This window comes from Exiguobacterium sp. LL15 (assembly GCF_024436095.1).
Classification (GTDB): domain Bacteria; phylum Bacillota; class Bacilli; order Exiguobacteriales; family Exiguobacteriaceae; genus Exiguobacterium_A; species Exiguobacterium_A indicum.
In genome coordinates, this window is record NZ_JANFNX010000001.1 from 1,737,306 (window position 1) to 1,755,044 (window position 17,739).

General features: G+C 47.5%; 21 protein-coding genes. 7 read left to right on the top strand and 14 right to left on the bottom strand.

Annotated elements, in window-relative coordinates; all coding sequences use genetic code 11:
• Positions 1–17: 17 nt before the first annotated feature.
• The 7 genes from NOM72_RS09130 to yneA all read right to left on the bottom strand — a co-directional run bounded on the left by NOM72_RS09130 (position 18) and on the right by yneA (position 7,583).
• A complete protein-coding gene (locus NOM72_RS09130) occupies positions 18–1,781 on the bottom strand; it encodes an ABC transporter ATP-binding protein (protein ID WP_023467776.1) in 1,764 nt (587 codons plus the stop codon).
• On the bottom strand, positions 1,771–3,528 hold the full coding sequence (locus NOM72_RS09135) for an ABC transporter transmembrane domain-containing protein (protein WP_023467775.1): 1,758 nt from the start codon (positions 3,526–3,528) through the stop codon (positions 1,771–1,773). The genes NOM72_RS09130 and NOM72_RS09135 overlap by 11 nt, the downstream gene beginning before the upstream one ends.
• A gap of 120 nt (positions 3,529–3,648) precedes the next feature.
• Positions 3,649–3,879 (bottom strand): YneF family protein, encoded by a 231-nt coding sequence (locus NOM72_RS09140; protein WP_012370001.1) that lies wholly within the window; start codon positions 3,877–3,879, stop codon positions 3,649–3,651.
• Between the two features lie 123 nt (positions 3,880–4,002).
• Positions 4,003–5,973 carry a transketolase gene (gene tkt / locus NOM72_RS09145; RefSeq protein ID WP_241492332.1) on the bottom strand — a complete coding sequence of 657 codons (1,971 nt, stop codon included), beginning with the start codon at positions 5,971–5,973 and terminating at the stop codon, positions 4,003–4,005.
• A 273-nt stretch (positions 5,974–6,246) separates the two neighbouring features.
• On the bottom strand, positions 6,247–6,483 hold the full coding sequence (locus tag NOM72_RS09150; protein WP_023467773.1) for a DUF896 domain-containing protein: 237 nt from the start codon (positions 6,481–6,483) through the stop codon (positions 6,247–6,249).
• Between the two features lie 113 nt (positions 6,484–6,596).
• Positions 6,597–7,250 (bottom strand): YneB family resolvase-like protein, encoded by a 654-nt coding sequence (locus tag NOM72_RS09155; RefSeq protein WP_029341251.1) that lies wholly within the window; start codon positions 7,248–7,250, stop codon positions 6,597–6,599.
• A gap of 45 nt (positions 7,251–7,295) precedes the next feature.
• Positions 7,296–7,583, bottom strand: a complete 288-nt coding sequence (yneA, locus tag NOM72_RS09160) for a cell division suppressor protein YneA (protein WP_023467771.1) — start codon at positions 7,581–7,583, stop codon at positions 7,296–7,298.
• Between the two features lie 211 nt (positions 7,584–7,794).
• Between yneA and lexA the strand changes: the two genes are divergently transcribed.
• The 4 genes from lexA to glpK all read left to right on the top strand — a co-directional run bounded on the left by lexA (position 7,795) and on the right by glpK (position 11,345).
• Positions 7,795–8,409: a transcriptional repressor LexA gene (gene lexA / locus NOM72_RS09165; RefSeq protein WP_023467770.1), complete on the top strand. Its 615-nt coding sequence runs from the start codon at positions 7,795–7,797 to the stop codon at positions 8,407–8,409.
• Positions 8,410–8,440: 31 nt separating this feature from the next.
• On the top strand, positions 8,441–8,911 hold the full coding sequence (locus tag NOM72_RS09170) for a metal-binding protein (RefSeq protein WP_023467769.1): 471 nt from the start codon (positions 8,441–8,443) through the stop codon (positions 8,909–8,911).
• A 186-nt stretch (positions 8,912–9,097) separates the two neighbouring features.
• Positions 9,098–9,799 carry an MIP/aquaporin family protein gene (locus NOM72_RS09175; protein WP_023467768.1) on the top strand — a complete coding sequence of 234 codons (702 nt, stop codon included), beginning with the start codon at positions 9,098–9,100 and terminating at the stop codon, positions 9,797–9,799.
• Positions 9,800–9,842: 43 nt separating this feature from the next.
• Positions 9,843–11,345 (top strand): glycerol kinase GlpK, encoded by a 1,503-nt coding sequence (gene glpK / locus NOM72_RS09180; RefSeq protein WP_023467767.1) that lies wholly within the window; start codon positions 9,843–9,845, stop codon positions 11,343–11,345.
• Positions 11,346–11,810: 465 nt separating this feature from the next.
• On the opposite strand, the gene dhaM is transcribed toward glpK, so the two are convergent.
• The 3 genes from dhaM to dhaK are packed head-to-tail and all read right to left on the bottom strand — an operon-like array spanning position 11,811 to position 13,767.
• On the bottom strand, positions 11,811–12,179 hold the full coding sequence (gene dhaM / locus NOM72_RS09185; RefSeq protein ID WP_255998986.1) for a dihydroxyacetone kinase phosphoryl donor subunit DhaM: 369 nt from the start codon (positions 12,177–12,179) through the stop codon (positions 11,811–11,813).
• Entirely contained in the window at positions 12,172–12,774 is a 603-nt protein-coding gene (gene dhaL, locus NOM72_RS09190) for a dihydroxyacetone kinase subunit DhaL (RefSeq protein WP_255998987.1), read from the bottom strand. The genes dhaM and dhaL overlap by 8 nt, the downstream gene beginning before the upstream one ends.
• A gap of 24 nt (positions 12,775–12,798) precedes the next feature.
• Positions 12,799–13,767 carry a dihydroxyacetone kinase subunit DhaK gene (gene dhaK, locus NOM72_RS09195; protein WP_050678343.1) on the bottom strand — a complete coding sequence of 323 codons (969 nt, stop codon included), beginning with the start codon at positions 13,765–13,767 and terminating at the stop codon, positions 12,799–12,801.
• Positions 13,768–13,921: 154 nt separating this feature from the next.
• On the opposite strand from dhaK, the gene NOM72_RS09200 reads away from it, so the two are divergent.
• From NOM72_RS09200 to NOM72_RS09210, 3 genes are all read left to right on the top strand, one after another.
• A complete protein-coding gene (locus NOM72_RS09200) occupies positions 13,922–14,623 on the top strand; it encodes an AzlC family ABC transporter permease (RefSeq protein ID WP_023467762.1) in 702 nt (233 codons plus the stop codon).
• Positions 14,602–14,928: an AzlD domain-containing protein gene (locus tag NOM72_RS09205; protein WP_255998991.1), complete on the top strand. Its 327-nt coding sequence runs from the start codon at positions 14,602–14,604 to the stop codon at positions 14,926–14,928. The genes NOM72_RS09200 and NOM72_RS09205 overlap by 22 nt, the downstream gene beginning before the upstream one ends.
• A gap of 87 nt (positions 14,929–15,015) precedes the next feature.
• A complete protein-coding gene (locus NOM72_RS09210) occupies positions 15,016–15,192 on the top strand; it encodes a hypothetical protein (RefSeq protein ID WP_156357180.1) in 177 nt (58 codons plus the stop codon).
• Positions 15,193–15,241: 49 nt separating this feature from the next.
• Here the strand turns inward: NOM72_RS09210 and NOM72_RS09215 are convergent, their stop codons facing one another.
• The 4 genes from NOM72_RS09215 to NOM72_RS09230 form a co-directional block, all read right to left on the bottom strand.
• A complete protein-coding gene (locus NOM72_RS09215; RefSeq protein WP_035398130.1) occupies positions 15,242–15,517 on the bottom strand; it encodes a GNAT family N-acetyltransferase in 276 nt (91 codons plus the stop codon).
• Positions 15,492–15,728, bottom strand: a complete 237-nt coding sequence (locus tag NOM72_RS09220) for a (4Fe-4S)-binding protein (RefSeq protein ID WP_041255043.1) — start codon at positions 15,726–15,728, stop codon at positions 15,492–15,494. The genes NOM72_RS09215 and NOM72_RS09220 overlap by 26 nt, the downstream gene beginning before the upstream one ends.
• 116 nt (positions 15,729–15,844) lie before the next feature.
• On the bottom strand, positions 15,845–17,191 hold the full coding sequence (gene glnA / locus NOM72_RS09225; protein WP_023467759.1) for a type I glutamate--ammonia ligase: 1,347 nt from the start codon (positions 17,189–17,191) through the stop codon (positions 15,845–15,847).
• A gap of 45 nt (positions 17,192–17,236) precedes the next feature.
• Positions 17,237–17,635, bottom strand: coding sequence for a MerR family transcriptional regulator (locus NOM72_RS09230; protein WP_023467758.1), 399 nt, complete (start codon positions 17,633–17,635; stop codon positions 17,237–17,239).
• Positions 17,636–17,739 lie beyond the last annotated feature (104 nt).

Below are 17,739 nucleotides of genomic sequence, written 5' to 3' on the forward strand. Positions count from 1 at the left end.
TTTTTTTGTCTATTTTTTTAAGAAACCGTGACATGACCGGATTGCAACTGATACATCTTCTTATACAGACCATCTTGTGCGATCAATTCTTGGTGATTTCCTTGCTCGATCACTTCCCCTTGATGCAATACAAGAATCAAATCTGCATCTTGAATTGTCGATAGACGGTGGGCAATAGCAATCGTCGTCCGCCCTTGACGCATCCGTTCAAGTGCGACTTGCACTTTCTCCTCTGTCTCCGTATCGATCGAACTCGTCGCTTCATCAAGGATCAGGATTTTCGGATCCCGCGCCATCGTGCGTGCGAAGGAGATTAACTGACGTTCCCCAGCTGAGAACGTCGCCCCCCGTTCCGCAACGGGACTGTCATATTGATGATCCAGTTGATTGATGAATCCGTCCGCTTGTACGAATTTAGCAGCTGCTTCGACACGATCAAAGGAAATCGAACTATCGAATAATCGAATGTTGTCCGCGACCGTTCCCGTGAACAAGAATGAATCCTGCAACACGAGTCCGACATGCTGTCGTAGTTCTTCTTCTGATAACTGCTCAAGCGGTTGACCATCGATCAAAATCCGACCCGATTGGTATGCGTAAAAGCGCATCAAGATATTGATGATTGAACTTTTTCCACTTCCCGTATGACCAACGAGGGCAATCGTCTGTCCTTTTTTCGCCTCGAACGAAATTCCTTTCAAGACATCTTTCTCTCCGTCATAACTAAAGCGCACGTCTTCAAAGACGATATGTCCTTCCGATACTCGTGCATCTCCTTCGAGTTGTTTCGTTGGTTCCGGCTCATCCGTATCGAGGACCTTGAACACACGGTCTGCTGAGACGACAGCTTGTTGGAACTCGGACAACCGTTGCATGATTTGCTGAACCGGTTGGAAAATCCGCTCCATGTAGCTGATGAAGGCATAGACGACACCGACTTGGACCGTTTGCGAGAACGATAGGACACCGAAATATGTTACGAGTGTTGCGATCGAAACCGCCAGTAACAATTCAATGATGGGTCGCAGTAACCAACTATCGAGCTTCAAGTTCTTATAACGTCCATTTTGGTGGGCGACGTTCGTCTCCTCGAACTCTGCCATTAAGCGTTTTTCTTGGCGGAATTGTTGGATGATTGCCATCCCGTTGATGGATTCGTTCAGTTGGGCATTGATTTTCGATAGTAAATCGCGGACTTCCGCGTAATACTTCGTCGAATACTTCCGGTAAATCCAAATGATGAAATAAAACAGCGGTAACAATAGTAACGCAATCGTCGCGAGTCGCGGCTCTAGCAGATAGAGGAAGATATATGTTCCAATCAACTGAACGCCGCTTTGCACGAATGTCGACAGGACACCGATGTAGAGCTCCTTGATCGCTTCCGTATCGTTCGTGATCCGGGACACGAGCACTCCAGCAGGCGTCCGGTCAAAATAGGCAAGCCGTAAGTGCATGACGTGCCGGAACACATCAATCCGTAAGCGTTGAATGACTTGCAAGGCAATCTTTTGGAATTCGAACGCCTGTAAGTAATCGACGATGATCCCTGTCGTATGCAGTAACAAGTACGCTGTAAACAAAAGTGCGACTTCCTGTACGGGATATGTACCCGGTGCGACGTATTCATCAATGAAAATCTTGACGAGATACGGTCCCCCGAGTTTTGCCGCTGTCGTAATGAACAGCAGGATGAAGGCGATGCTGACCTGCTTTTTGAACGGTTTGACGAAATCAAGTAATCGTTTCAGGACGGCTTTTTCATTGATATCATGATTCATTAGAACGCCCTCCTTGTTCGACGAGTGATTCTAGTTGCTGACGATCGTACGTCTCTTTATACCAACCGTCATGAGCGAGTAACTGCTCATGTGTGCCTCGCTCGATGATCCGACCGTCTTCAAGGACGATGATCTCATCGGTATGTGACACAGCCGACAGGCGATGAGCAACGATGATTTGTGCCTGATCGTGATCCGCCGTGCGGAAGTGGTGGATGATCGCTTCCTCAGTTTTGGCATCAACCGCAGATAAGGCATCATCGAGCACTAAAATCGGACAGTCTGCTAGTAATGCCCGGGCAATCGAGATCCGTTGTTTTTGACCGCCGGATAACGTCACCCCACGCTCCCCGACCATCGTCGCATACCCTTCCTTAAATCCAAGAATATCATCATGAACCGCTGCGATCCGAGCTGCTTCCATGATGTCTTCCATTGATGCATCCGGTTTTGCAAAGGCAATATTATCAGCAATCGACGCGGAGAATAAGAAATGATCCTGTGGAACGATCGCCACTTGACGACGGACGGTGTCACGCGTCAATTGTTTGATGTCTCGTCCACCAATCGTGATGGCGCCTTGTTTGACGTCGTATTCGCGAGACAATAAGCGAACGAACGTCGATTTCCCAGCACCTGTCTTCCCGACGATTCCGAGCGATTTACCGGGCTTCAACGTCACATCGATGTCTTGTAAGACCGGTTGCGTATCATAGATGAAACGCTCAATCCCAACGTGGAGTTCAGGTGAGGAAACACTTGTTGCTGCTTCTTTCGCATCTTTAATTTCCGGTTCGATCGCAAGCATTCGCTCGATCCGATCGTAGGAAGCACGACCACGTTCGACAATGTTGAACAACCAACCGAAGGCAAGCATTGGCCATGTCAATAAACCAAGATATGTAGTGAATGAGACGATGTCACCAATTCGGATTTCACCTTGTTGTAACAGATATGCACCATATCCGACAGCGATGATGTACGATAGACCGACTAATCCAAAAATCGTCGGATCAAATAATGCATCGATTTTTGCGACACGACGGTTCTTTTGGACGACGTCATCCGATAGATCCGTAAACGTCTGCACGTCAGATTCCACTTCCCCTGTTGCTTTTAAGACGCGGACACCACTAATACTTTCCGCGACCTTGTCATTCAAATCGGAGAATGCTTCCTGCGCGTCGTGAAAACGCGAATGTAACATTTTCCCGTAGCGTGACGTCAAGTAGACCATCAGCGGCATCGGTAGAAGTGATACGAGCGTCAATTTCCAACTGATCGTCGTGACCATCGTGATGATGACAAAGCTCCCCATCGTCACCGAGTCGACGAGCGTGAGAATACCGGCACCTGCTGTCATCGATACCGCCTGTACGTCGTTCGTCGCATGCGCCATCAAGTCCCCGCTCCGATATTTCTTATAGAACGATTGATCCAAATCTGAAAAATGTCCATACAGTTGGCTGCGCAATAATCGACCGAGACGAATCGATGCTCCAAAGATATAAAAGCGCCAAAAATAACGAATGATATATGTCGCGACCCCGATGAGCAACAACGTACCTGCGAGACGAATCAAATCATCTTTCGTCAAGCTTCCCTCACTCAGACCGTTGACCGTCGTCCCGATGATTTTTGGCGGAATCAACTCTAACGCCGCTACAAAAATCAAACTGACGACCCCAAGACTATACGCTTTCCATTCTCGCCGGAAAAACCAACCGAGTTTCCTGAAGACTCCCATTCAAGTCTCCCCCCTTTTTTAAATCCTATGATTATTTGAAATAGTCTCACATTTTAGATTAGTTCTCTTTCTAAAAAATAGCAAATAAAAAGGAGACCATTTAGTCCCCTTTCGTACAGCTTATTTTTTAGGTGATTTCATTGAACCACTCATTGAACGCATCACTTGGTTGACTTTCTTTTGTGATGGCTTTTGACCCATTTGCATCATCAATGTCTTAATCATATCTTCGTTGATTGGTGGGTTTTGCTCCAAGTAGTTCATCATGTATCGACGAGCGATATAGAAACCAAGGGCGACACCTGCTACCAAGCAAAGAAGGGCAATTAAAATCCAAATCCATGTAGCCAAGTTGCTTCCTCCTCTAACTTAAAACGTCGCTTTTTACTATACTATAATTCCAATTGTTTGCATAGATGATAATAGATGAAAAACGAGCCCGACGTAAGATCGGACCCGTTTTTCCGGAAAAGATTATCCGAGTTGTTTGACTGTCGCTAAAACGTTCTCAACAGACATGCCGTATTCTTTCAAGAGGAAGTCTCCAGGCGCAGATGCACCGAAACGATCGATTCCGATGACTTGTCCTTCTGTTCCTACATATTTGTACCAACCGAGCGAAGCGCCTGCTTCGATCGCAACACGTTTCGTGATGTGTTTTGGAAGAACTGATTCTTTATACTCTGCTGACTGTGCTTCGAATACTTCCCATGATGGAAGCGAAACGACAGCTGCTGATTCACCAAGTTCTTTTTGTGCTTCGACAAGAAGGTGCACTTCTGAACCCGTACCGAGCAAGAGCGTATCAGCTTTCGTGACGTCACCAGCGATGACATAACCACCTTTTTCAGCGCCCTCTGTCGTCGTGCCTTCAAGTTCAGGAAGACCTTGACGTGTCAAGACGAGAAGTGTTGGTTTGTCTTTCGCTTGAACCGCTGTTTTCCATGCTGCGATCGTCTCTTTTCCGTCTGCTGGACGGTAGATCGTGACGTTCGGCATTGCACGGAAGCTCATCAAGTGCTCGACTGGCTCGTGTGTTGGACCATCTTCCCCGACAGCGATCGAGTCGTGCGTCAAGACGAAGATTGATGGAAGCCCCATTAATGCTGCTAAACGAACAGCTGGACGGAGGTAATCCGAGAAGACGAAGAATGTCGCACCGTAAGGAATGACGCCGCCGTGAAGTGCCATACCGTTGACAGCCGCAGCCATTGCGAATTCACGTACACCGAACCAGATGTTACGACCGCTTGGGTCGATATCGAAGTCTGCTTCGCCTTTGAGCATCGTGTTGTTCGATCCTGCAAGGTCAGCTGAACCACCGAACAATGTCGGAACGTTCTTCGCAAGACCGTTCAAGACTTCACCACTCGTTTGACGTGTCGCTTTTTTCGATGACAAGTCGTACGTCGGAAGATCTGCTTCCCAGTTGCTTGGCAATTCGTTTGCGATCGCGCGAACGAGTTCCGCATGCAATTCTGGATGAGCTGCTTCGTATTGTTTCATCGTTTCGTTCCATGCGTCTTCCGCAGAAGCACCACGTTGGACGATCCGCTCGTCGAACAATGATTTGACTTCTTCAGGGACGTAGAACTCTTCGTGATCCCAAATGTAGCTAGCTTTCGTCAATTTGATTTCCGCTTCACCGAGTGGTGCACCGTGAGAAGCCGATTTCCCTGATTTGTTCGGTGAACCGAAGCCGATGACTGTCTTGACTTCGATCAATGTTGGTTTTGTCGTCTCTGCTTGCGCCGCCGCGATTGCTTTCGAAATCGAATCGATATCCGTTCCGTCTTCTACGCGAATGACTTGCCAGTTGTACGCTTCGAAGCGCTTCTGGACGTTTTCAGAGAATGATTTATCGAGATCGCCATCAAGTGAGATATCGTTTGAATCATACAATACGACCAATTTACCAAGACCAAGGTGACCTGCGAGTGAAGCCGCTTCAGCTGAGACACCTTCCATTAAGTCTCCATCTCCACAAATTCCGTATGTGAAGTGATCGACGACGTTGAGATCGTCACGGTTGTATTTTGCTTCAAGATGACGTTCTGCCATCGCCATACCAACTGCCATTGCAATCCCTTGACCAAGTGGACCTGTCGTCGCATCTACACCAGCCGTGTGACGGTATTCCGGGTGACCTGGTGTTTTTGATCCCCATTGACGGAATGATTTAAGATCATCCATTGATAGATCATATCCCGATAGGTGGAGGAGTGAGTAGAGAAGCATCGAACCGTGTCCGGCTGAAAGTACAAAACGGTCGCGGTTGAACCATTCTGGATTTTTAGGGTTGTGGTTCATATGATCCGCCCAAAGCGAGAATGCCATCGGCGCTGCTCCCATTGGCATACCTGGGTGACCCGAGTTCGCCTTTTGTACGGCATCAATCGATAAGGTACGAATCGTATTAATTGCTAATTGTTCTACTGTCGTCATGTTCGTCAAAACAATCATCCTCTCTCTTTTTCACAAATTCCTACTCATTTTAGCACACTCTTAAATGTGATACAACTTTTCTAAATAGTATGTCACATTAAAATGAATGCGCTATCTATAGCCGTTCTATCGACTCATACAGGATGCATGAATTGATGAAAGATCGTTATTAAGATGTATTGCTATCGTGCAATGTTTCCTCATCTAACAGCGCTAAACAAAAAAGAGGTCCGCTTAACGCGAACCTCTTTCTTCTATAGAAGAAACAAACGATTATTGTTTATTCCGTTCTTCTTCTTGTGCTTGTTTTAATTTCTCTGGTGTTACGTCCGTACCTTCTTCATCAACAATCTTCATGCCCATGAGTTGGTTTTTGAACGATCCACGGAATGCTGCGAGATACGCTGCACGTAACTCTTTTTGCTCTGCCGCTTCTGCTTCTGATAACGGCTCGACTTTTGATTTATTCGCTAATGCGTTGATTCGATCTAATTGTTCTTGTGATAACATGGAATCCCTCTTTCTGTACGACTCAAACTTGAGTAGTTCAATTGTATTCTTACTGTAAAAGAGCTTACTAAAAAAAGCAAGTTAACCGCGTCAGTCGACGGGTTACTTGCTTCTCATTCCGGGCTAGGCGTCAATTCGCGGTATTCAAGGTATCGACGATTGACCGTTGCCTTTGAAATATCATGTCCCATCCCGCGAAGCGTAATGGCGATATCTGAAAACGTCAGTCCGAGCTCTCGAAGACGTACGATTTCTTCGATCGGTACGTCCTTTCGGCTACGCCCGGCGTTCTCTCCTTGGCGATTCAGATTTCGTTCCGGGCGAAAGCCTTGTTCGACCGCTCGCCGCATGCCGCGCGCGATTTTTGCATTATGCAGTTTACGTTGATATTCTTCCACGAGTGAGACGATCTCAAGGACCATCGCTTCTGCATCAGCAAGTTGGTATTCTCCATCGGAATCAAGTGTCATCAACCGAACACCGTGCTTCTTAAACGTGTGCAAAATAGCGATTTTCGCATTCCCTCGACCAATCCGTGTGTCATCCGTTACGAGGACCGCATCTACCGCATCACGTGTCACATGATCAAGAACCGTCAGCATCCCTTCCCGATCGACGTCATATCCACTCTCTTTTTCAGAGACGACATCCACGACATCAAAACCCTTTTGAGACGCGACCTTCGAAAGTTCCATCCGTTGGCGTTCAATCGAACTATCTTGTGCTTCTTTTTCGGTCGACACCCGACAATAAATCACGACCTTCATCGTACCTCACATCCCTGTTCGTTCTTTCACAACTTTTCCATTTTGTCATTGTTGTGCGATTGGTACAACGATTTTGCTTTTTGAGATGACGTGTTTTGTCTCGACATCATTATTTTTAATCAACCAGTTGACGTATTCTTCATCTGACATCGAACCGTCATTGTAGACTTCAGCGATTTGTTCAACTGTAGCGTTCTCATCGACCGTAACGGAAGCAGTCATTAGTTGCGCCACTTTTTCATCCGGGCGCGGTGTGAGTAAAAAGATCACGAAGGCAATACTTAATGCATAGAAGAGAATTGAAAAAGCATGAGTACGAATCGTATGAATCATCATGAATCCCTCCAAATATGAAATGAATGAGTTAGAATAAACGTTCGCGGAACAATTGTTCGCATAACTCATAATAAACACAGAACCCGTGTTCGGTCAACACAAAATGTCGAACAATTGTTTGTACGCTCATTTGTTCTATGTTATAGTGAATCTAGAAACATATATTCTTACATTTCAAACTTCAATCCAGAAAGAGGTGGCAATTCGTATGCGGAAAATGTCTAAGCGCCAACAAGAGATTCTCGACTACATCGTCTCTGAAGTGAAACTGAAGGGGTATCCACCATCAGTTCGTGAAATCGGAGAAGCAGTCGGACTCGCGTCTAGCTCGACGGTACACGGTCATTTGGATCGACTCGAGAAACGGGGAATGATTCGCCGTGACCCGACGAAACCACGTGCGATTGAGATATTGCTTGATAAGCCTGAAGAAATCACGGAAGCCATCGTCCATGTTCCCGTCATCGGGAAAGTCACAGCAGGTCTTCCGATTACAGCGATTGAAAACATCGAAGAACAGTTCCCACTCCCTGCACATTATGTAGGGAACGAGACGGTCTTCATGTTGACGATCGATGGTGAATCGATGATTAACGCAGGTATTCTTGACGGCGATCGTGTCATCGTGCGCCAACAAAACACAGCAGAAAACGGAGAAATCGTCGTAGCTATGACCGAAGATAGCGAAGCGACGGTGAAACGGTTCTTCTTAGAAGATCAACAGGTACGTCTACAACCAGAAAATGACTCGATGGATCCGATGTATTTCGATAATGTCTCCATTCTTGGTAAGGTAATCGGCGTGTATCGGACGATTCATTGACGGAGGGACCAGTTACGACTGGTCTTTTTTCATGCCATCAGGAAATGTACATGATACCGTCAATACCGTCGCACTGACGGGTTACGTTGCGTATTCGGTCGCAACGCAACAAACCGATTGGTTACCGACTGCCATCGGTATCGCTGTCGGTACCCTTTGGTTGTCACCCGACCTCGATTTAAAGTCAGAACCGTATTATCGCTTTGGACCATTTCGAGTTCTTTGGATGCCGTATGTCAAGATCATGCCTCACCGATCGATCTGGTCGCATGGACTGATCATCGGAGACATCATTCGGCTTCTTTATAGTGCTGCGATTCTGATTCCCCTACTATTTATAAGTCTATATTTTCAGGTTCTTGATTCTGCTACGATTGATTCGTGGTTTGCTTCCTTGCCTGCATTCATCGTTGGCATCATGGTGGCGAGTACGATTCATATCCTACTAGATTATTCCAGCAGTTGGTTTCGACCTAAAAAAAGAAAAAAACGTCGTCGGTAACACCTCTTTTGCTTGCTTGCAGGCAGGAAGAGGTGTTTTCTTATCCACTTTTTCGTATCTTTAAACATCAAAATAAAAAATTTCCATTCCTATATTTCAATTATATGTATTGAAAACGTTCTCAAATCGGAGTAATTTAAAGTAGAAAGGCCATTATCTGCTTTAATCCAAAGGGAGGGTTTTTGCATGAATAACTTTGTACTAGAAATGATCGGTACGATGATCCTCATCCTGCTCGGGGATGGAGTCGTCGCCGGTGTCGTCTTGAAAAAGACGAAATCGGAAAACAGCGGATGGATCGTCATCACGTTCGCTTGGGGTCTTGCCGTCATGACAGCAGCATTCGTCGCTGCTGAAAGCGGAGCACACTTGAACCCCGCATTGACGATTGCACTTGCTTTGAACTCTGACCTACCGTGGGCAGACGTTCCGATCTACATTGCCGGACAACTTGTCGGAGCTTTCATCGGCGCCATTCTCGTTTGGCTTCATTACATGAAACATTTTGAAGCGACTGATGATCAAGCCGCAAAACTCGGTGTGTTCGCAACAGGTCCAGCGATTCGTCATACGCCGTCGAACTTGATTTCTGAGATCATCGGGACATTCGTTCTCGTCTTCGGTATCTTGGCACTTGGTTTAACGACGTTCGGAGACGGCTTAAAACCACTCATCGTCGGTTTACTCGTCGTCGTCATCGGTCTCTCGCTCGGTGGTACAACAGGGTATGCCATCAACCCGGCTCGTGACCTTGGACCGCGTATCGCGCACGCTATCCTACCGATTCCGAATAAAGGTTCATCTGACTGGGGCTATTCATGGATTCCTGTCGTTGGTCCAATCATCGGTGGAGCGATTGCCGTGTTCATCTATCAATTGATCTACTAAGATCACGTCTCACTAACACATACCGCTCAAGGGGGATTTCGAAATGGAAAACAAGTATATCCTAGCACTCGACCAAGGTACGACAAGCTCACGTGCGATCATCTTCGATCACGATGGGAAAATCGTCAATTCGGCACAACGGGAATTCAAACAGTACTTCCCACAACCAGGCTGGGTCGAGCATGATGCAAACGAAATCTGGGGTTCGATTCTTGCCGTCATGGCCGAAGCACTCGGAACAGCAGATATCAAACCTGAGCAAATCGCCGGAATCGGCATTACGAACCAACGCGAAACGACGGTCGTCTGGAACAAAGAAACAGGTAAACCGGTCTATCACGCACTCGTTTGGCAATCGCGTCAAACGTCTGGTATCTGTGACGATTTAAAAGAACAAGGTTTGAACCAGAAGTTCCGCGATAAAACAGGACTTCTGATTGATGCCTACTTCTCTGGAACGAAAGTCAAATGGATCCTTGATAATGTCGAAGGTGCGCGGGAGCAAGCGGAAAACGGTGAATTGCTCTTCGGTACGATCGATACGTGGCTCGTTTGGAAACTGTCTGGTGGAAAAACGCACATCACGGACTACACGAACGCTTCACGAACATTGATGTATAACATCTACGAACAAAAATGGGATGAAGAGTTACTCGATATCCTCGGTGTTCCTGCTTCGATGTTGCCAGAGGTTCGTCAGTCGAGTGAAGTCTACGACAAAACGGTACCGTATCACTTCTTCGGTTACGAAGTGCCAATCGCTGGTATTGCGGGTGACCAACAAGCAGCACTCTTCGGTCAAACGTGCTTCGAAGCAGGTGAAGGGAAAAACACATACGGAACAGGTTGCTTCATGCTCATGAACACAGGTGAGAAAGCTGTTTCTTCTGATCATGGACTCTTGACGACGATCGCTTGGGGCGTCGATGGAAAAGTGGAATATGCGCTGGAAGGTTCGATTTTCGTCGCCGGTTCTGCGATCCAGTGGCTCCGTGATGGACTCCGGATGCTGAAAAATGCGAAAGATTCAGAAGGTTACGCAACGAAAGTTGACTCAACAGACGGTGTTTATGTCGTTCCTGCCTTCGTTGGTCTCGGTGCGCCGTACTGGGATTCAGATGTTCGTGGCGCAATCTTCGGGTTAACACGCGGAACAGATAAAGAGCATTTCGTTCGGGCAACGCTTGAATCACTCGCTTACCAAACACGCGACGTGTTAACAGCGATGGAACAAGATTCTGGGATCGAACTGAAGACACTCCGTGTCGACGGTGGTGCAGTAGCCAACAACTTCTTGATGCAGTTCCAATCGGACATTCTCGGCGTTCCTGTCGATCGTCCGCAAATTAACGAAACGACAGCACTCGGTGCAGCTTACCTTGCTGGATTAGCTGTTGGTTACTGGAAAGATAAAGCGGAAATCAAACAACAATGGAAGCTGGATCACCAGTTCAAACCAGAGATGAAAGAAGACGATCGTGAGCAACGCTATGCTGGATGGCAAAAAGCGGTGGAAGCGACAATGGTCTTCAAACCATCAAAATAAAACAATTGACCCGGTTCCTTTTGCAGAGGGACCGGGTTTTTGATATCCAAATAAAAAACCACTCTTCGCTTTATTGCAAAGAGAGCTCAGACTGTAGACAAAAGGGCTGACTCCAAAAAATGATGCGTTTTTTCACGCCCTTTCCTCAGGCGAGACACCAGTCAGTTTTCCTGCTTCATTCAAGCAGGAAAGCGGGTCTTATTTGTCTCTGACAGCGTAAATATGCGCTTGTTCCTGTAGGAGTGGCGTGTGACGCATCTTTTTTTATACTCGGAAGAAAGATCAGAGAAGCGTTTTGTTCACTCGACATCGCTTCCTAGGGAAAAACAAGCAAGAGCGACCCTGCAGCGAAGCGAAGCGGCGCGATGCTTGTCCCAGGAAAACGATTCGAAGCGAACAAAAAAGCGCAATCCTTCTCATTAGAGAACAATTGCACTTTGTCTTCAGTATCGAGGGCTTCACCAATTATTTACCGAACTCTTTTTTCAATCCGTCTTCAATCTCATCAACGGATTTCGACTGTCCGCTTAAGACTGCCGCTAAAAACGCACCTTCGACGAGTGGTGCGTCGATAAACCGAACCGTCCGTTCGCCACTATATAGTTCAAGGGCCAGTTCCGTGTTCATCGTCGCAGAACCGATATCCGTTAAAACGACTCCATCATCGTCCAGTGTATTTAGTGTTTCTTCGATTCGCGTCGCGTCCGTTCCAATGCTACCGTCCTCAAGACCTGCTGCTATTAAGACTGGCGTATCCGGTGCCATCTCTGCCAACAGTTCCTTTAGTCCAGTCGCAAGCTTTTCACTATGGGAAACGAGTACAAGATTAACCATGAAGCACCTCCGCGATTTCGCCAAGTAACAACGCACTTGATAGACTACCTGGGTCCTGGACGCCTTCCGTCGCTTCACCGAAATAAGACGCACGCCCTTTCGTTGCGATACGCGCTTTCGTATCAGCAAGCGCTTGATCGATTGCCGCTTTCAAATCCTCTTCTTGCGAGAGCGCCTCTTGGAACGGTGTCCAGATATCGACCATCGTCTTTTGACCGAATTCCGATTTCCCACGCGATTTGATGCCTTCCGTCGCTTCATGGAAAGCATCCGCGAGTTCTGCACCTTCGACTTCCGTTTTCCCTTTGAACGCACCAGCGAACTTAACGAATGCCGTGCCGTACAAAGGACCGGATGCCCCACCGACCGTCTTGATCAGCGTCATCCCGACCTCTTTCGACAAAGCTCCTAAGTCCTCATACTCGCCGTGTTCTTCTAACGTCTTTTGGACTGCTTGGAAGCCACGTGACATATTGATCCCGTGGTCCCCGTCACCGATTTCCCGGTCAAGGTCCGTCAATTCATCCTTGTGCTGTTCAATCTTTTCCGCTGCTTTGATGAGCGCGCTTCGTAACTGTTCCGTCGTCAACTTCATCTTTGTACACCCCGTTTATCTAAATTAGAATCCAATCGCTTTCGTTTCTGCATCGAGATACCCAAGCAGTTCATCATCCACTGGTAAAAGCGTGATTGAGAATCCGTGCATCTCGAGCGACGTCATATAGTTTCCAACGAACGAACGGGCAATCTCGTACCCATGTGCCTGAAGTTCTTCCGCGACGTATTTATACGTGATATACAGTTCGGATTCTGGTGTTCCACCCATCCCATTCACCATGACGGCAACTTTTTTGTCTGGTACCTCTTTCGTCAGACGATCGAGCAACTCTTTAACGATCGCATCAACGGAAGCGACCGCTTTTCGTTCAAGTCCTTTTTCACCATGGATCCCGATTCCGATTTCCATCTCGTCATCATGCAACTCAAAACCTGGCTTGCCACTCTCCGGCATGTAACATGGCGAGAGTGCCATTCCGATCGAACGAACGCCCTGGATGACTTTTTCTGCGACTGCCTTGACTTCACTCAGTGATTTTCCATCTGCAGCTGCAGCACCAGCAATCTTATGGACGAAGACGGTTCCCGCGACACCACGACGGTCTTCCTCTTTTTTGATAGCAATGTCATCATTGACAACGACCGTGTCGACTTCGATGTCCTCGAGTTCAGCGAGTTCCTTCGCCATATCGAAGTTCATGACATCACCCGAGTAGTTCTTGACGACGAGTAAGACACCTTTTCCACCATGGGCTGCCTTGATACCTTCGAGCACCATGTCCGGTGTCGGTGACGTAAAGACTTCCCCGCAAACAGCCGCAGCAAGCATACCGTCCCCCACGAATCCAGCGTGCGCTGGTTCATGCCCACTTCCCCCACCAGAAACGAGTCCGACTTTTCCATCAAGCGGCACTTTCCGTGCGACGACATTGACCCCTTCGACCTTTTTATACAAATCAGGGTGAGCTAGTACGAGTCCGTCGACCATGTCTGAAACGAACCGGTTTGAATCTTTCATTAATTTGTGCATGAAAAACGCTCCTTTACCTAACTGATTTTGCCGTACCACTTACTCTTTACCACCAAATCAAGTCGAATATGTCGAAAAAAATGATGAAAATATTGACCAGTTGGTGACGATATTCCGCATGAGTGCTATGCTCTTAAAAAAGAGGAGGAATCGAATGTCATCAGCCTTTCAAGCAGGCGTCCGTGCCTGTCTACCCACTGTCCTCGGATATATCGGCATCGGTTTTTCAGCTGGGATCGTCGGTCGTGCCTCCGGCTTATCCCCTCTTGAAGTCGGATTCATGTCCGTCTTCATCTATGCCGGCGCCGCTCAGTTCATCATCACGAGTCTCTTACTATTAAATGGTCCTGCTTCTGCCATCATTCTGACGACGTTCATCGTCAATCTCAGGCACTTGTTAATGAGTCTGACGCTTGCGCCACATGTCGAGACACGTCATCTCCGCGACCGCCTCGGTACCGGAACGCTACTGACGGATGAGTCGTTCGCTGTCGCGATGAACACTGCCCAAAAAGGGAAGCTCTCCCCGTCCTTCATGCATGGCTTGAATCTGACTGCTTACTTCAGCTGGATCGTCGCAACCGTTCTCGGCGCCCTTGTCGGCAGCTGGTTTCCTGATCCCGAGCGCTTCGGTCTCGATTTTGCCCTGACAGCGATGTTCATCGGCTTATTATACTTACAGTTTGAAGGGGAACGTTCCCGTATTGCCGTGAATAGTTGCCTCCTACTGATTGTCTTACTATTGCTTTACATAACCATGCGCTACTTTTCTCCAGAAGTCGCCGTTCTTTGCGCGACGCTCGGTGGTGCAAGTATAGGAGTCGTGATCACACGATGGAAATCCGCCCGGAATTAATCGCTCTTTTTTTAGCTTGTGGACTCGTCACTTGGATTCCACGCGTCTTACCGTTTCTCATCCTTCATGGACTAACGTTACCGCGCCTCGTAACAGAATGGCTCTCGTTCATTCCTGTCTGCCTGCTTGGTGCCCTCTTTTTTCAGAATCTCCTCATCGCTCAAGATGAGGCGTTTCCGACGGTTTCGACGCTTCATGTCTTCGCCGCCCTCCCGACCATGGCGGTCGCGATTTTCAGTAAAAGTTTATCCTGGACGGTCGTGATGGGTGTCGTCACGATGGCGTTTCTACGATTGTATCTGTAAGCAACTTATTCATCTTTAGCCTATTTCGATGTATCTCTTGTGTTATCATTATAATAGAAATAAATGGATAGTGAAGGAGGTCCTGATATGCCAAATAAGCAGTTCATACCCTATTTGATATTGCTGTGCGTCATTTTTATAATCGCGAGTCAAATGGATCTGCCTTATCTGCTAAAACAAGGATTGATTGTGTTGTACGTCATCGCCTATTTCGGCACGCTGATGGTTTCTCGCAAAATGAAAGTTAGGGATCATAAACAATGACTCGAAAAAATCTCCTCTGGTCTTGAGAGACTAGAGGAGATTTTTGTGTTCACGTATTTGCTTGTACGTCCTGATAATCGGATTGATGTTCAAACTCTTTTTTCGCAAACGGACATAACGGTAACAGCTTGACGTTTGCTTCTCGTGCCCAGTTGACGATCTCGGCAACGAGTTGTTCCCCGATCTGTTGATTGCGGTGCGCGGGATCGACGTATGTGTGATCAATGATCCACATGCCGTTGTTCGTATCGCTGTAAGTGATTTCCCCAATCACTTCCCCTTCCTGATGGGCTTCGATTTTACGTTCCGCTCGTTTCAGCTCCATTTGCTTCCCTCCGTTCGTAAGATAAGGCGCCGCTCGGACAACCGTCGACGACCCGCATGACATCGTCCACTGGTGCCCCGTCCGCTTCAATCCACGGACGCCGCTTGACATCAAAGACAGTTGGTAGACTTCGTACACAATGACCAGAGTGAATGCAGACTTCCGAATCAAAATAGACCGTGATTTCTTTGCCTTCATATCCTTTTTTCATGATGTATCGTCTCCCTTTCTTTGTACTCTTGTATCTTTCCACATCCTTGACTCAATCCCTGTCGGCGCTATGAAAAAAGCACTTCCGGACAGAAGTCCGAAAGTGCTTGAGTTGGATTAGAACAAGACCATGTACTGATCGCGTTCCCATTCCGTGACTTGCGTCCGGAACATATCCCATTCGATTTCTTTCAATTCAACGAAGTGCTCTGCGATGTGATCGCCGAGAGCGTGCATGACGACGTCATCCGCTTTCAAGACTTCGAGTGCGTGGCTGAGTGTTGATGGAAGATCATCAATTCCGTTTGCAACGCGTTCCGGTTTGTCCATGACGTAGATGTTGCGGTCGATTGGAGCCGGTGCTTTCAAGTTGTTCTTGATTCCATCAAGACCTGAAGCGAGCAATGTCGCAAGCGCAAGGTACGGGTTCGCTGCTGGGTCGACTGAACGAACTTCGATCCGAGTCGAGAGTCCACGTGCTGCAGGAACACGGACGAGTGGTGAACGGTTACGTGCTGACCATGCGACGTAGCAAGGTGCTTCGTAGCCAGGAACAAGACGTTTGTATGAGTTGACTGTCGGGTTACAAACCGCTGTGAACGCACGAGCGTGTTTGAGGATACCTGCCGTGAAGGCACGTGCATCATCCGACAATTGCATGTCTTCGTTGCCTTCATCGAAGAAGACGTTCTCGTTGCCTTTGAAGAGCGACATGTTCGCGTGCATGCCTGATCCGTTGACACCGAAGAGTGGTTTTGGCATGAATGTCGCGTGCAAGTTGTGCTTCGCAGCAATCGTCTTGACGACGAGTTTGAACGTTTGGATGTTATCCGCTGTCGTGATCGCATCCGCATATTTGAAGTCGATTTCGTGCTGACCTGGAGCGACTTCGTGGTGTGATGCTTCGATTTCAAAGCCCATGTTCTCGAGCTCGATGACGATCTCTTTACGGCAGTTTTCACCGAGGTCGACTGGTGCGAGGTCGAAGTATCCACCTTGGTCGTTCAATTCAAGTGTCGGACGACCTTTTTCATCTTTCTTGAAGAGGAAGAATTCTGGCTCTGGTCCAACGTTGAATGATGAGAAACCGAGCTCTTCCATCTCTTTAAGTACCCGTTTGAGCTGACCACGTGGGTCTCCTGCGAACGGCGTGCCATCCGGATTGTGGATGTCACAGATTAAACGTGCAACTTTCCCTGTTCCATCTTCTGTCCATGGGAAGACGACCCATGTGTTCAAGTCTGGGAAGAGATACATATCTGATTCTTCGATCCGGACGAATCCTTCGATCGATGAACCATCGAACATCATTTTGTTATCAAGTGCTTTTTCCAATTGGCTTACTGGAATCTCAACGTTCTTGATCGTTCCGAGGATATCTGTGAACTGTAAGCGAATGAAGCGTACATCCTCAGCTTTAGCGATTTTCAAAATGTCTTCTCGTGTAATGTTGCGACGTGTCATGTGACAAATCCCCTCTCCGATTCGTTTTTATATGGTTACAGGTCCTTACTTGAAGAAACGCCCGAGCTCACCTTGGATGAGCGACGTCTTTCCATGTCGTCCTGCTTCCTTCAATTCATTTTTCAGGAGTTTATACAATTCGCCGTCAGATAGTTCCGGGCGCGTCTCGACGACGCTCTCCGCAACGCGTTCGCGTTTGACGAGATCGTTTTCAAAAATCAATTTGATCCCTGCGATATTCAGTCCCTGATCCAGGTATTCCTTGATCGACAACAGACGATCGACATCGTTGAACGAATAGAGGCGACGCTTCGTCTCTGTCCGCTCCGGTTTGATCAGTCCTTGTTCTTCGTAGTATCGGATCTGGCGGGCAGATAACGCGGTCAACTCTTGAACGACTCCGATGGGAAATAGTGGCTTGGACTGGCGTGATGAGTCTGCCATGTGGTTCCTCCTTTTTCCTTACTCCATGAGAATAAACCTCTGTCAGGCAACTTGTCAAGCGATGTAAGAAAAGTTAACACAACTTTTTTAATCACTTTACATGA

Excerpts from the sequence above, each read along its gene's own strand:
- NOM72_RS09130 (WP_023467776.1), bottom strand. The coding sequence starts at position 1,781 with ATGAATCATGATATCAATGAAAAAGCCGTCCTGAAACGATTACTTGAT.
- NOM72_RS09135 (WP_023467775.1), bottom strand. The coding sequence starts at position 3,528 with ATGGGAGTCTTCAGGAAACTCGGTTGGTTTTTCCGGCGAGAATGGAAA.
- tkt (WP_241492332.1), bottom strand. The coding sequence starts at position 5,973 with ATGACGACAGTAGAACAATTAGCAATTAATACGATTCGTACCTTATCG.
- NOM72_RS09150 (WP_023467773.1), bottom strand. The coding sequence starts at position 6,483 with ATGTTATCACAAGAACAATTAGATCGAATCAACGCATTAGCGAATAAA.
- NOM72_RS09155 (WP_029341251.1), bottom strand. The coding sequence starts at position 7,250 with ATGAAGGTCGTGATTTATTGTCGGGTGTCGACCGAAAAAGAAGCACAA.
- yneA (WP_023467771.1), bottom strand. The coding sequence starts at position 7,583 with ATGATTCATACGATTCGTACTCATGCTTTTTCAATTCTCTTCTATGCA.
- lexA (WP_023467770.1), top strand. The coding sequence starts at position 7,795 with ATGCGGAAAATGTCTAAGCGCCAACAAGAGATTCTCGACTACATCGTC.
- NOM72_RS09170 (WP_023467769.1), top strand. The coding sequence starts at position 8,441 with ATGCCATCAGGAAATGTACATGATACCGTCAATACCGTCGCACTGACG.
- NOM72_RS09175 (WP_023467768.1), top strand. The coding sequence starts at position 9,098 with ATGAATAACTTTGTACTAGAAATGATCGGTACGATGATCCTCATCCTG.
- glpK (WP_023467767.1), top strand. The coding sequence starts at position 9,843 with ATGGAAAACAAGTATATCCTAGCACTCGACCAAGGTACGACAAGCTCA.
- dhaM (WP_255998986.1), bottom strand. The coding sequence starts at position 12,179 with ATGGTTAATCTTGTACTCGTTTCCCATAGTGAAAAGCTTGCGACTGGA.
- dhaL (WP_255998987.1), bottom strand. The coding sequence starts at position 12,774 with ATGAAGTTGACGACGGAACAGTTACGAAGCGCGCTCATCAAAGCAGCG.
- dhaK (WP_050678343.1), bottom strand. The coding sequence starts at position 13,767 with ATGCACAAATTAATGAAAGATTCAAACCGGTTCGTTTCAGACATGGTC.
- NOM72_RS09200 (WP_023467762.1), top strand. The coding sequence starts at position 13,922 with ATGTCATCAGCCTTTCAAGCAGGCGTCCGTGCCTGTCTACCCACTGTC.
- NOM72_RS09205 (WP_255998991.1), top strand. The coding sequence starts at position 14,602 with ATGGAAATCCGCCCGGAATTAATCGCTCTTTTTTTAGCTTGTGGACTC.
- NOM72_RS09210 (WP_156357180.1), top strand. The coding sequence starts at position 15,016 with ATGCCAAATAAGCAGTTCATACCCTATTTGATATTGCTGTGCGTCATT.
- NOM72_RS09215 (WP_035398130.1), bottom strand. The coding sequence starts at position 15,517 with ATGGAGCTGAAACGAGCGGAACGTAAAATCGAAGCCCATCAGGAAGGG.
- NOM72_RS09220 (WP_041255043.1), bottom strand. The coding sequence starts at position 15,728 with ATGAAAAAAGGATATGAAGGCAAAGAAATCACGGTCTATTTTGATTCG.
- glnA (WP_023467759.1), bottom strand. The coding sequence starts at position 17,191 with ATGACACGTCGCAACATTACACGAGAAGACATTTTGAAAATCGCTAAA.
- NOM72_RS09230 (WP_023467758.1), bottom strand. The coding sequence starts at position 17,635 with ATGGCAGACTCATCACGCCAGTCCAAGCCACTATTTCCCATCGGAGTC.